Origin of the sequence: Snuella lapsa (assembly GCF_039539345.1) — a bacterium.
Lineage (GTDB): Bacteria > Bacteroidota > Bacteroidia > Flavobacteriales > Flavobacteriaceae > Snuella > Snuella lapsa.
Genome location: NZ_BAABCY010000035.1, coordinates 78,091 through 91,765 on the forward strand (window position 1 = coordinate 78,091; position 13,675 = coordinate 91,765).

12 protein-coding genes are annotated in these 13,675 nt (G+C 36.2%); 4 read left to right on the forward strand and 8 right to left on the reverse strand.

Going from position 1 to position 13,675, the window contains the following annotated elements; all coding sequences use genetic code 11:
• Nucleotides 1–74: 74 nt before the first annotated feature.
• Nucleotides 75–2,927 carry an aminomethyl-transferring glycine dehydrogenase gene (gene gcvP, locus ABD792_RS07330; protein ID WP_345005227.1) on the reverse strand — a complete coding sequence of 951 codons (2,853 nt, stop codon included), beginning with the start codon at nucleotides 2,925–2,927 and terminating at the stop codon, nucleotides 75–77.
• 119 nt (nucleotides 2,928–3,046) lie between these two features.
• On the opposite strand from gcvP, the gene ABD792_RS07335 reads away from it, so the two are divergent.
• Nucleotides 3,047–3,877 (forward strand): UbiA prenyltransferase family protein, encoded by an 831-nt coding sequence (locus ABD792_RS07335; protein WP_345005229.1) that lies wholly within the window; start codon nucleotides 3,047–3,049, stop codon nucleotides 3,875–3,877.
• Between the two features lie 14 nt (nucleotides 3,878–3,891).
• Here ABD792_RS07335 and ABD792_RS07340 read toward each other — a convergent pair whose 3' ends face one another.
• The 5 genes from ABD792_RS07340 to ABD792_RS07360 form a co-directional block, all read right to left on the reverse strand.
• On the reverse strand, nucleotides 3,892–4,155 hold the full coding sequence (locus ABD792_RS07340) for a hypothetical protein (RefSeq protein ID WP_345005230.1): 264 nt from the start codon (nucleotides 4,153–4,155) through the stop codon (nucleotides 3,892–3,894).
• Nucleotides 4,156–4,157: 2 nt separating this feature from the next.
• Complete coding sequence (locus ABD792_RS07345; protein WP_345005231.1) at nucleotides 4,158–4,712, reverse strand: sigma-70 family RNA polymerase sigma factor; 555 nt, start codon at nucleotides 4,710–4,712, stop codon at nucleotides 4,158–4,160.
• 46 nt (nucleotides 4,713–4,758) lie between these two features.
• The gene (locus ABD792_RS07350) at nucleotides 4,759–6,798 is read right to left on the reverse strand and encodes a M3 family metallopeptidase (protein ID WP_345005232.1); all 2,040 of its coding nucleotides are present in this window, start codon (nucleotides 6,796–6,798) and stop codon (nucleotides 4,759–4,761) included.
• Nucleotides 6,799–6,944: 146 nt separating this feature from the next.
• Nucleotides 6,945–7,424, reverse strand: coding sequence for a 5-(carboxyamino)imidazole ribonucleotide mutase (gene purE, locus ABD792_RS07355; protein ID WP_345005233.1), 480 nt, complete (start codon nucleotides 7,422–7,424; stop codon nucleotides 6,945–6,947).
• Between the two features lie 32 nt (nucleotides 7,425–7,456).
• Entirely contained in the window at nucleotides 7,457–8,611 is a 1,155-nt protein-coding gene (locus ABD792_RS07360) for a 5-(carboxyamino)imidazole ribonucleotide synthase (RefSeq protein WP_345005234.1), read from the reverse strand.
• A gap of 255 nt (nucleotides 8,612–8,866) precedes the next feature.
• Here ABD792_RS07360 and ABD792_RS07365 point away from each other — a divergent pair, with 255 nt between their 5' ends.
• From ABD792_RS07365 to ABD792_RS07375, 3 genes are all read left to right on the forward strand, one after another.
• Nucleotides 8,867–9,976, forward strand: coding sequence for an adenylate kinase (locus ABD792_RS07365; protein WP_345005235.1), 1,110 nt, complete (start codon nucleotides 8,867–8,869; stop codon nucleotides 9,974–9,976).
• 109 nt (nucleotides 9,977–10,085) lie between these two features.
• Nucleotides 10,086–11,084 carry a GTPase ObgE gene (gene obgE, locus ABD792_RS07370; protein ID WP_345005237.1) on the forward strand — a complete coding sequence of 333 codons (999 nt, stop codon included), beginning with the start codon at nucleotides 10,086–10,088 and terminating at the stop codon, nucleotides 11,082–11,084.
• A gap of 69 nt (nucleotides 11,085–11,153) precedes the next feature.
• Complete coding sequence (locus ABD792_RS07375; protein ID WP_345005239.1) at nucleotides 11,154–11,672, forward strand: DUF4136 domain-containing protein; 519 nt, start codon at nucleotides 11,154–11,156, stop codon at nucleotides 11,670–11,672.
• A gap of 4 nt (nucleotides 11,673–11,676) precedes the next feature.
• On the opposite strand, the gene ABD792_RS07380 is transcribed toward ABD792_RS07375, so the two are convergent.
• Together ABD792_RS07380 and ABD792_RS07385 are read right to left on the reverse strand one after the other, a co-directional pair.
• Nucleotides 11,677–13,095: a M64 family metallopeptidase gene (locus ABD792_RS07380; protein WP_345005240.1), complete on the reverse strand. Its 1,419-nt coding sequence runs from the start codon at nucleotides 13,093–13,095 to the stop codon at nucleotides 11,677–11,679.
• Nucleotides 13,092–13,601: a hypothetical protein gene (locus tag ABD792_RS07385; protein WP_345005241.1), complete on the reverse strand. Its 510-nt coding sequence runs from the start codon at nucleotides 13,599–13,601 to the stop codon at nucleotides 13,092–13,094. The genes ABD792_RS07380 and ABD792_RS07385 overlap by 4 nt, the downstream gene beginning before the upstream one ends.
• Nucleotides 13,602–13,675: the final 74 nt, after the last annotated feature.

Below are 13,675 nucleotides of genomic sequence, written 5' to 3' on the forward strand. Positions count from 1 at the left end.
GCTAATATAACAAATATAATAGCAATGTATTAAAGGCAAACTCTTTACTGTTCTATTTTACGATGTTCAAAAGCCTATAACGCTTCTGCATATTCCTCTATCGAAACGCACGAACATATTAAATTTCTGTCTCCATAAGCATCATCTACACGCCTAACAGAAGGCCAGAACTTATTTTCTTTTACGTAATCCAACGGAAAAGCTGCTGTTTCTCTTGTGTATGGATACTCCCAATTGTCTGCAGTTAACATGTCTAAAGTATGTGGCGCATTCTTTAAAACATTATTAGCGTTTTCTTTTGAAGCGTTGTCTATTTCTCTCTTAATAGAGATCATAGCATCACAAAAGCGATCGATCTCGGTTTTACTTTCACTTTCCGTAGGTTCGATCATTAAGGTGCCGGCTACCGGGAATGATACTGTTGGCGCATGGAATCCGTAGTCCATTAAACGTTTTGCTATATCTGAAACTTCAATGCCATTTGCTTTAAATGGTCGGCAATCTACAATCATTTCATGTGCAGCACGACCACGTTCACCTGAATATAAGGTATCAAAACTACCTTGTAAACGTTGCTTTATATAATTGGCGTTGAGTATAGCTATTTTAGTAGATTGTGTTAAGCCTTTGGCTCCTAACATTTTTATGTACCCATAAGAAATTAAGCATGCCAAAGCCGAACCGTATGGTGCTGCAGAAATAGCTGTAATAGCTTTTTCTCCACCAGTTTTAACCAGCGGATTACCAGGTAGGAACGGAACCAATTGTTTGGCAACACAAATGGGACCTACACCAGGGCCGCCACCACCATGTGGTATTGCAAAAGTCTTATGTAAGTTTAAATGGCATACATCTGCTCCAATATTCCCTGGGTTTGTTAAGCCTACTTGTGCGTTCATATTTGCACCATCCATGTATACTTGTCCGCCGTTGTCATGGATTATTTTTGTAATTTCTTTAATGGCCGATTCGTAAACACCGTGAGTGGATGGATAGGTTACCATTAAACAGGCAAGATTGTCCTTGTGGGCTATTGCTTTTTCACGTAAATCATCAACATCAATGTTTCCTTCAGAAGTCGATTTAGTTACGACAACTTTCATGCCTGCCATAACGGCACTTGCAGGGTTTGTTCCGTGAGCCGATGATGGGATTAAGCAAATATTTCTATGGTTGTCACCACGGGATTCGTGGTATGCCTTAATAACCATAAGGCCAGCAAATTCACCTTGAGCACCCGAGTTAGGTTGTAATGAAGTAGCAGCAAAACCTGTTATTTCAGTTAATTGGTCTTCTAGTTCTTTTAAAGCTGTTAAATAGCCTTTGGCTTGTTTAAGAGGCGCGAATGGATGAATGTTCCCCCATTTAAACCAACTTAAAGGTAACATCTCTGAAGCGGCATTCAGCTTCATTGTGCAAGAACCCAAAGAAATCATCGAATGGTTCAAGGACAAATCTTTGCGTTCAAGTTTTTTAATGTAACGCATCAACTCTGTTTCGGAATGATAAGTATTAAAAACAGGCTCCGTTAAGAAGCTTGTCGTACGTTGCAACGCTTCCGAAATATTGTTAGTTTCAAGGATTGAAGAAATGACAATTGTTTCTTTATTGGCAGCTTCAGCAAAAACGGATATTAGATAGTTGATATCCCTGATAGCAGTCGTTTCGTTTAAAGAAATAGTGACCGTTTCTTTATCTAGATAATTTAAGTTTACTTTCTTTTCTTTGGCAACTGCCTTTATTTTTTTTGCCTTCGTCTTAATTTGAAGCGTATCAAAATACGAAGTGTTTATTTGTGTATAGCCTAGTTGCTCTAAAGCTTTGGCTAATGTAGCAGTTTTGTTATGGACTTTATTGGCTATAAATTTTAAGCCCTTAGGGCCGTGATATACTGCGTACATACCTGCCATAACGGCCAAAAGCACCTGTGCTGTGCAGATGTTAGAAGTTGCTTTATCACGTTTAATATGTTGCTCACGTGTTTGTAAAGCCATTCGTAGGGCGCGGTTACCATTAGCATCTTTGGTTACACCAATGATACGTCCAGGGATATCTCTTTTGTAAGCCTCTTTAGTAGCAAAGAAAGCAGCGTGTGGGCCACCATAGCCCATTGGGATACCGAAACGCTGTGTTGTTCCAACAACTACATCTGCGCCAAATTTACCGGGTGCTTCTAGTTTTATCAGACTTAATATATCGGCAGCTACTGCCACTTTTATTTGAGAGGCATTGGCTTTTTCAATAAATGATTTGATGTCACTGATCTGTCCGTCTTTTCCAGGGTATTGAAGAATGGCTCCAAAAAAGTCGGAAGAGAATGCAAAGGTTTCTTCGTTACCAACAACAAGCTCAATACCAATTGGAGTTGCTCTTGTTTGAAGTAAGGAAAGGGTTTGTGGTAATATGTTTTCTGAAACAAAAAACTTATTGATGTTATCTTTCTTTTGCTGTCTTTCACGAACTGCAAACAATAAGCTCATGGCTTCAGCAGCTGCTGTACTTTCATCAAGAAGTGAAGCGTTTGCTATTTCCATTCCAGTAAGGTCTATTACCATTGTCTGGAAATTTAAAAGAGCTTCCAGTCGGCCTTGTGCTATTTCGGCTTGGTAAGGAGTATAGGCAGTATACCATCCTGGGTTTTCAAGGATATTTCGTTGAATGACTGCAGGTAAAATGGTAGGATGATAGCCTAAACCTATATACGTTTTATAAGCTTTATTCTTTTTAGATAGTTCATGAATATGAAGGAGGTACTCATGTTCGGTCATCGGATCATCCAGCTTTAATCCATTCTTTAAACGGATATCATCTGGGATGGTTTCGTAAATTAACTGATCTAATGAGTCAATACCTATGGTTTCTAACATAAGGTTTTGGTCTTCTTCATTGGGGCCAATATGACGTAAAGCAAAAGCGTTTGTATTCATTGCAAGTTTAGTTTTAACTAGTCGGCAAAATTACATAATTATTAATGTATTTTAATGCGTAAACGTGAAACTTTTTAACCATTTTAAGAGCTTATTAACACTTTGCTTATTTTTGTGGTATGAAGGTGTTTAGAGAGCTTTTTAATTTTTATATCAATAGTAGTATTCATGTAGCTCTATCCGTATATGCGCTGACTTGGATTACGTTGATTACATATGGTATTCCTTACGATGAAAATGTATTGTATTTTATCTTTTATGCATCGATTACGGGTTATAATTTTGTGAAGTATTTTGGACTGGCAAAATTCCATCATAGGCGTTTGGCTAATTGGCTAAAATGGATCCAGGTTTTTTCGTTATTTTGCTTTCTTTTTATGTGTTATTACGCTTTGCAATTACAAGCCATTACATTGGTGTATATTGCGGGCTTTGGAGTAATAACTTTTTTATACGCAATTCCCTTTTTGCCTAAACGGTATTTTTTTGATAGTAAACAAAATTTAAGAAGTATAGGAGGGTTAAAGGTTTATTTAATTGCTTTAGTTTGGGGAGGGGTAACGGTGCTCTTGCCTCTAATAAATAATGATTGCAGGATAGATGCAGGAGTTTTGTTAATGGTGGTTCAGCGGTTTGTTTTTATTGTTGTTTTAATGTTGCCTTTTGAGATTAGGGATTTACAATACGATAGCATTAAATTGGATACCATCCCACAAAAAATAGGGGTGAAGCAAACCAAAGTATTGGGAAGTATATTATTGGTAGTTTATGTGCTATTGGAACTTTTAAAAGAAGCTATACATAGAACTAATATGGAAGTTCTTTTAATAATAACTTCGATAACCTTTATCTTTTTGGTTTTTTCCAGAGCAAACCAACCTAAATTTTACAGTTCGTTTTGGGTTGAAGGGATTCCTGTTTTGTGGCTAATATTAATTTTGGTTGCTTAAATATAAAAAGTCTCTTAGTGCTCAATTTCTTTTAATGCCTTTTCAAATTCTTGCTTCATGGATTCTTTACATTTTTTATCCATGCATTTTACATTTGATTTGTCAATGGTTTGGGTAAGATTAGCATTATTGCTTGAGTATTTTCTACATGCTTTGCAGTATAACAAATGAAAGTTCAATTTAATTTTTTCCCAGAATGAGGATTCCCTGTATTGTGTTTTATCGCAAACATGATTTGCTTCTTTACAAGGGATGAAGACTTTAATTTTTTTTATCATAATTAAAACCAATTTTCTTTCAGGCATTCGGCCATAGCAGTACGCGCTCTGTGAATGATTACCCAAAGGTTAGACGCTGTGATGTTTAATTCATTACAAATAACTTCAGTTTCAAGTCCTTGAATCGTTTTCATTTTAAAAACGTCGGCTTGTTTCTTGGGGAGCTTGTCTAGGCATTTGTAAATAGCTTCTCCCAATTCATCATTTTGCATGGTGTCTTCGGCTGTTTTGTCATAAGGGTCTGCAACGCGTTCTTCTAACCAGTCACCTTCACTTTCGGAATCACTATTGTAGTCTATGCGAACTTCAGCTTTGCCTTTGTTTGAGTTTATTTTTCGATAATAGTCAATGATTTTTCGTTTTAAAATGGAGATTAACCAGGTACGTTCACTAGATTCTCCCTTAAAATTCTTCATCGACTTAAGGGCGGCTAAAAAAGTGTCCTGTACCAAGTCCTGAGCAACTGTTTTATCACTAACTCTCGAAATCGTATAGTTGTATAAATAATCGGAATACAGATCAATCCAATTATTGGGGTCAATTAAGTGGTTAGACATAACAGGTTTTTTGAATTTCAAAAATAAGGGAAAAAAATGAATCTATTTAATTCTTTATCAACCCAGCACGTTTTAATAAGGCTTCAGGTTTTGGTTCTTGGCCTCTAAAGCGTTTGTAGAGCACCATAGGATCTTCGGTGCCTCCTTTACTTAGTATGTTTTCTTTGAATTTATTAGCTACTTTTTTGTCGAAAATACCAGAAGTTTTAAAATACTCGAAGGCATCGGCGTCTAAAACTTCGGCCCACTTATAGCTATAATAACCAGAAGAATACCCACCTTGAAATATATGTGAAAAAGCCGTGCTCATACAGTTTTCTTTAACTTCGGGGTATAAAGACGTGTCTTTAAAAGCTTCCATTTCATGCGCTTTTACATTCTTTATGCCGTTTGGATCTTGTCCGTGCCAACTCATATCCAATAAGCCAAAACTTAGTTGACGTAGGGTTTGCATACCCTCATGGAAGGTTGCAGATGCCTTTATTTTTTCAACAAGTTCCATAGGGATGATTTCTCCCGTTTGGTAGTGTTTAGCAAAAAGCTCCAATGCTTCCTTTTCATAACACCAATTTTCCATTATCTGACTTGGTAATTCTACAAAGTCCCAATATACACTGGTGCCAGAAAGACCAGGGTAGGTGGTGTTGGCTAGCATACCGTGGAGCGCATGTCCGAATTCATGGAACAAGGTAGTTACTTCATTAAAAGTTAGTAGTGATGGCTTTGTTTTAGTAGGCTTTGTAAAGTTACAAACTATAGATACATGAGGTCTTTCGTTAACATCATCTTTAATATATTGCGGTTTATAAGATGTCATCCACGCACCGTTGCGCTTACCTGGCCTGGGGAAGAAATCGGCATAGAAAATAGCAATTAAATTATTGTCTTTATCTGTTACCTTATAAGTGAGTACATCGTTATGGTATGTGTCGATGCTATTTATTTCTTCAAAATTAAGATCGAATAGTTTATTCGCAACTGAAAATGCGCCGTTAATTACATTTTCTAATTTGAAATAGGGTTTTAAAAGCTCATCATCTAAATCAAAAAGTTTCTGCTTTAGTTTTTCGGAGTAGTAAGAAGCGTCCCATTTTTCAAGTCTGTCTATAGCATGTAGTTTTTTTGCAAACTGTTCTAAATTTTTAAACTCATTAATTGCGGCCGGTTTTGCTTTTTCAAGCAACTCGTCTAGAAATTGTTGTGCGTTTTCAGGCGTCTTGGCCATGCGTTCTTCTAAAACAAAATGCGCATGTGTTTTGTATCCCAGCAGGTTGGCACGTTCGTGCCTTAGTTTTACTATTTGAAGGACGTTCTCCTGATTGTCTAAAGCATCATTTTTAAAGCCTTTACTGCCTGCTGCCAATGTTAGGTGCTTCCTAAGATTACGATCGTTAGCATAGGTAACAAAAGGTATGTAGCTAGGGTAATCTAAAGTGAATAACCAGCCGCTTTTGTTTTTTGACTCGGCAAGTTGCCTGGCAGCTTCTTTAGAGCCTTCAGGCAAGCCTGAAAGTTCTTTTTCATCAGTAATAAGCATTTCAAACGCATTGGTCTCAGCCAAAACGTTTTCTCCAAACTTTAGTTTAAGAGTACTTAGTTTCTTGTCAATTTCCCGAAGTTGTTGCTTTTTGTCCTCCGGTAAGTTGGCTCCATTTCTGGAAAAGCTTTTATATTTTTTATCTAAAAGTGTTTGTTGTTCGGTAGTTAGCTCTAAAGTGTCCTTTTGTAAATAAACAGCTTTTACGCGTTTAAAAAGTGCTTCGTTAAGTGTAATGTCATTACTGAATTCTGACAGTAATGGTGAAACTTCTTGTGCTATCTTTTGAATGGTGTCATTGGTTTCGGCAGAATTCAAGTTAAAGAAGATACTTGAAATCCTGTCCAATTGCTCGCCAGAAAACGCTAATGCTTCAATGGTATTCTTAAATGTTGGTGTATCTGGGTTATCAATAATAGTATCAATTTCAGACTTGGCACTTGCAATAGCTTCTTTAAAGGCAGGTAAGAAATCAGAGTTTTTTATTTTGGAAAAAGGAGCGGTATTGTATGGTGTATTAAAATATTCCAGTAAGCAGTTTTTTGTCATTTTAATGAAAGAATAAAAATTATGCTATTATTATGCGTGCATAATATATTTTTTGTATATTTGCCACGTAAAATTTATAAGGTGACTAACTTATAATAATTCGGTTTTATATTTGATTAAGCCCCGAACACTGTTCGGGGCTTTTATTATATTAGATCTTTTGCCGATTCGTGGACTTTTTGTTTTAGCTCTTCTTTATAAGCTATCAATTTATCCAAAACAGCTGTATTATGTGAACCAATTATTTGGGCTGCTAAAATGCCAGCATTTTTGGCTCCGTTTAGGGCGACTGTTGCCACGGGTACACCACCTGGCATTTGGAGAATAGAAAGTACCGAATCCCAGCCATCAATGGAATTGCTGCTTTTTACAGGAACGCCAATAACAGGTAAAGGGGATAAAGAAGCTATCATTCCCGGTAGGTGGGCGGCACCACCAGCGCCAGCAATAATTACTGAAAACCCTCTGGTATGAGCATTTTGTCCATAATCAAATAGTTTGTCGGGTGTTCTGTGTGCAGACACAATATCCACTTCAACAGTTATGTCAAAACTTTTTAAGATGTCTATGGCATCTTGCATAACGGGAAGGTCACTTTTGCTTCCCATGATTACACCTACTTTCATATTCTTAGGTTTTGAAATTTTTATTATTGCGATTATTCGCTTATTACTTTAATTGTATTCTTTACATCTTCCGCAATGCGCCTGGCTTCACCTAGATTGGCATTTACAATAGTTACATGACCCATTTTACGAAATGGTCGGGTTTGTTTTTTTCCATAAATATGAGGTGTTACCCCCTCCATTTCCATAATGGCTTCTATATTTTGATATATTACATTACCAGTATACCCTTCGGCACCTACCAGATTTACCATAACACCTCCTACTTTACTATCAGTATTGCCTAAAGGTAAATCCAGAATGGCTCTAAGGTGTTGTTCGAATTGTGAAGTGTAACTGGATTCGATGGTATGATGACCTGAGTTGTGAGGCCTTGGGGCTACTTCATTTATTAGAATAGTATCATCCTGGGTTTGAAACATTTCTACCGCAAGTAATCCTACATGGTTAAAAGCTTTGGAAGTAGCCAATGCAATTGCTTCTGCTCTTTTTGCAACTACCTCAGAAATTCTTGCTGGACAAATCACGTATTCTACCTGATTTGCTTCGGGATGGAATTCCATTTCTACTACAGGAAAAGACTTCGTTTCACCAGATGCATTACGGGCTACAATTACAGCCAATTCATTTTTAAATGGAACCAGAGTTTCAGCAATGCATTCTACATTTGGTAACTCTTCAAGGTCCTGAATTGTCTTTACTATTTTAACGCCTGTACCGTCATATCCGAATTGTGCCGATTTCCATACAAATGGTAGTTGGAGCCCTCCGTTATTTACGGCTTCCTTAATTTCAGAGGTATATGCAAAACGTGAAAAGGGCGCTGTTGGTAAACCATTATCTACATAAAACAGTTTTTGTTTCGCTTTGTTTTGAATGGTACGGAGTGTTTTTGAAGCGGGATATACTTTTATGCCCTCTTTTTCAAGAGCTTCCAGGGCATCTACATTTACGTTCTCAATTTCGATGGTAAGCACATCAACCTGCTTTCCAAAATTGTAGACCTTATCATAATCCATTAAGTCGCCTAAATGAAATTCATTACTGGCAATTTTACAAGGAGCATCTTTACTGGCATCAAGGACACTGGTATAAATATCAAATTTTCTGGTATCATTAAGCAGCATTTTTCCTAATTGACCCCCACCAAGAATACCAAGTTTAAAATTTGAAGAAAAGTAATTCATTCTGTTGTATTTTACTGAAATTAGGCCACATTTAAGTGTGTTTAGAATATGCAAAAATACATTTAAAAATGAAACATCCATAACTTAAAGTTCAATACTAAAAGTCAGTGCAATTTAATCAGTCTCTAAGTGTGATTTTTTATGATTGGCACAAAAAAATAATGACAGAGAGTATTCCTGTTAAAAAACGTAAATGAAAAAATGGTTATTGGTTAATCTATTGATTATCTTTGCATCTTTCAAAATGTATTAGTCGTGTTACAACTTCATGATAAATTTTTCAAACCATTTATCTCTGCAGAGAGTATAGATAAGGCTCTAGACCGTATGGTTGATAAAATAGCAGAGGATGTTGGTGATGAAATTCCGGTGTTTGTGGGTATTTTAAATGGATCGTTTATGTTGGTAAGTGATTTTGTTAAAAAATATCCTAAGCCATGTGAGGTAACATTTATAAAGTTAGCTTCTTATGAAGGTGTAAAGTCTACCGAAGATATTCAACGTTTAATAGGTTTAACACAGGATTTAACAGGACGTACAGTTATTATTTTGGAAGATATTATAGACTCTGGAAACACGCTGGCGGAAGTACATCGTATTTTTAAAAACGAAGCGGTTAAGACTTTAAAAATAGCAACGCTGTTTTACAAACCGGAAGCTTATAAAAAAGATTTTAAATTACATTATGTAGGTATTGAAATTCCCGACAAATTTATTGTTGGTTACGGACTTGACTATGATGGGTTGGGAAGGGATTTGCCAGAAGTATATCAAATAAAAGAAACACAACACATGACAAACTTAGTGCTATTTGGCCCTCCGGGAGCAGGTAAAGGAACACAAGCAGAATTTTTAAAAGAAAAATACAATTTAGTTCATATTTCTACTGGCGATGTTTTTAGATATAATATTAAGAATGAAACAGCCTTGGGAATGCTAGCTAAATCTTATATTGACAAAGGCGAATTGGTACCGGATCAGGTAACTATAGATATGTTGAATGCCGAAGTTGAAAAAAATGCAGATGCTAATGGTTTTATTTTTGACGGGTTTCCTCGTACCAATACACAAGCTCAGGCTTTAGATGCGTTGATGCAGAGTAAAGATTCTGAAATAAGCGCTATGGTTGCTTTGGAAGTTGAAGATGAAGTTTTGGTACAACGGTTACTTAAACGAGGTGAAACCAGTGGCAGAGCAGATGATGCGGATGAATCCATTATTAGAAATAGAATCACGGAATACTACAATAAGACTGCTGTTTTAAAAGAATACTATTCAGCTCAAGATAAGTATTATGGAGTTGAGGGTGTTGGTAGTATAGAAGAAATTACCAAGCGTTTAAGTAGTGTGATTGACAGTTTATAATATATAAAAGTATACACTACTTCGTTTTTCTATAATTTAAGGTAAGCACTGAGGTTAAAAGTTTGCATTGACTACTTTTAACTTTTAACTTGTCACTTTTAACTTTAATATGACTGAAGGAAATTTTGTTGATTATGTGAAAATGCATGTCAGCTCTGGAAAGGGAGGCAAAGGATCGGCGCATTTACACCGTGAAAAATATATAGCCAAAGGCGGTCCTGACGGAGGGGATGGTGGCCGAGGAGGGCATGTTATTATTCGTGGTAAATCCAACCTTTGGACATTACTGCATTTAAAGTTTAAAAGACATATTAAGGCGGGGCACGGTGAACATGGCGGAAAGAGCAGAAGTACTGGAGCCGACGGCGGAGATGTGTATATTGATGTGCCCTTAGGTACCGTAGTGCGAGATACCGAGACCAACAATATTATCTTTGAAATTATCGAAGAAGGCGAAGAAAAGATTATTGCAGAAGGAGGAAAAGGTGGATTGGGGAACTGGAACTTTAAAACAGCAACCAATCAAACACCGCGGTATGCACAACCAGGGTTGCCTCTGGAAGAAAGGGATATTACATTAGAGTTAAAAGTATTGGCCGATGTTGGTTTGGTGGGCTTTCCCAATGCAGGTAAGTCAACGCTGTTGTCGGTAATAACATCTGCAAAGCCCAAAATTGCAGATTATGAATTTACAACACTTAAACCAAATTTAGGAATTGTAAAATACCGTGATTTTCAAACCTTTGTTATGGCAGATATCCCTGGAATTATAGAGGGAGCAGCCGAAGGTAAGGGACTTGGGTACTACTTTTTACGCCATATAGAACGTAATTCTGTATTATTGTTTTTAATTCCGGCCGATGCCGATGATATTAAAAAGCAGTACGATATTTTACTTGATGAATTAAGGCGCTATAATCCTGAGATGTTGGATAAAGAGCGTATTATAGCCATCTCTAAATGCGATATGTTAGATGATGAGCTTAAAGTAGAATTGAAAGAGGAACTGGATAACGAACTACCAATTCCTTATGTATTTATATCCTCAGTGGCACAGCAAGGTATTACAGAACTTAAGGATATATTGTGGAAAATACTGAATAATTAGTTCTTATTTTTGTGTAAATAGAGCTTACGAGTTGGAATAATTTTTGATTAACTTTATATAAAAAAGGTTATGAAGTTATTAAAAGTTATTTTTTGCATGTTGGTAGTAGTATCATGTGCTCCTATTCGTGTTAGCTACGACTTCGATAAAACTGTCAATTTTAGCAAATACAAAACCTATAATTATTTTAGTGATATAGAATCGGGAATGAGCGTATTGGACACCAAACGTTTTTTAGATGCGATCGATTCTAATATGAAATCTAAGGGGTTTAGTTTATCTGAAACACCAGATTTTTTTATAGATATAAAAAGTAGCGCATATCAAGAGGCTCCGCGAAATACAGTGGGTGTAGGTTTGGGAGGAACTGGTCGTCATGTAGGAGGAGGTATTTCCATAGGGTTGCCAATAGGTCAGGGTAATATGAGTCGCCGTATAATAATAGATTTTGTGGATAAAGAGGGGGTTGGTCTTTTTTGGCAAGCAGTTAGTGAGGCCAACTTTAATCCTAATGCCTCACCAGAAGAACGCGAGAACCGTTTAAGAGCCATAGCAGAAAAAATACTTGGCTCATATCCACCCAAATAATGGATTACATTTTGACAAGGCGTTTACTTGCAATTCTAATGTTATCGGCATAAAAATTAGCAATATATGTCCCTTGGCTTAAATGTTGAATGTCTAATTCTAGAGGAGATAGTGTGGTAAGGTTGAGGCTTTTTATTTTTTTACCATCTAAGCTCATGAGTTCTACCTTTAAGCTGATATTGCTTTGGCTCTCTAGTTTTATATAAGCAATTGTATTAGTTGGATTTGGATATAATGCAATACTCAAATCATTGATTATACTACTTATTGAGGTTAGACCGAGAGAAGAATTATCAATATTCCAATGTATAACCTGTATGTGTGTTGTGTTGTGGTTATCTACCCTTAAAAGCGAAGTTGCATCGTGAACCACAACAGTTAGGTTGTTGATGCCGTTATTCAAATCGGACTCCAGAATACTTATCTCGTCGACATTTGTAGCGAATTCGTTTGAATTTAATGTCCATGTTGTTTCTAAAGTATTTGGGATGGTATGAATCAAATCCAATTGAAAATCAATTGGGAAAGAAGGACTTTCAATAGATGCATTATTGGGGGAATAATCATCAATAGGTAAAATGAGGCTGTGTATTTTTTCAACAATCCCTTCTTTGCAAACGGAACAAAAAGACTGGTCTGTTTTTTCCATAATGCAATCTTGATGGGGCTTATACCAGTCTTTAGCTAAACCTTCATGATCATAGTACTGGTAAATTCCAACACCGTTATCGTACAGCCAGTTTTTCCATTTTATTAAATCTGGGTCTGTTTCCTGTGTCATGTTGATAGCCTCACCTGCTAACAAGTCGCCAGGATAATATTCGTCTTTTAGGTCGAATAGTGAATGCCCCAATTCATGCATGATAACATTGGTACCCCAATAGCCTGTATATGCCATAGGGAATTCACCTCCACTACCACCGTAGTCATCAGAATTGACTAAAATTAATGCTTGGTCGTATGTTGGGAAATTATTAGCTAAAACAGTATTTATTTTTGCTTCTGTATTATTGGCACTGTTGCCATCAATTTCATAGTACAATCGTCTATGTAAACCAAAGGAATCGTAAGTGGCATTAAAGTAGGTGTCGACATAAGTTGGTGTTAGTTCTGTTTCATCAATGTCTGTAGCTGTTGCGGGATGATCAGCACCACTTTCATTCGAGGGTATTTTTATTGCATATACATTAAAGTAATTGGCATATTCTGAAAATGGAGATTCATTAAACATACCGTTGGTGAAGCTAGTTGCATCTGTAATAAATTGTGTTAATTCACTCTCTTGATAGCCTTCACTTAAGATAACGAGGTTAATTCGTTTATCATCATCTCCAGATATTTTAATAGCTTCCACATCGAAAGTTTGAGAAAAACCAAGTTGCAAATAAAGCAAAGAAAGAGCTATTATTGTTATTTGCTTCATATGGAGTCTAAGTTTGTGGTTATGAGCGTGTGCTCTTCCTTTTCTGATAAGGAAATCTCAGTAATTATGATGGATTTGGTACGAGGGTCAATTTGTAAGCGTAATGAAAAAGGGGCTCTATTGAGTTCCTCTATTTTTCTCCCAAATGATTTGTCATCATTTAGATATTCTATTGATTTAATCAACGGGTTTTTTATAATAGTATAATGTAACTTGTTACCATTTTTGTCTAATTGAATACATTTTAAGTCGCCAGGCGCCCCTGTTTTAATATATTCTTCACTTTGTTTTTTAAGTTTGCCTTCGGTTACTATTTTATTAACAAACTGAACAGTTTTTGTGTCATCTGAATTTTTTTTAATGACATAGTTTAAAAAGATGAGCCTGGGAGGGAAGCTTGTATTATTAACATTAAGTATCGCATTTTGTTTTGAAGCACAAGCTATGGTTGATACTGCAATCAGTATCAAAATAATCTTGAATATAGACAATATACTGGTCTTCAATTTGGGAATAATTTACTGCTTGGTAAAGTTAATAATAAAAGTATTCCTTTTTTGCCCCAAAAATAGAATAAACC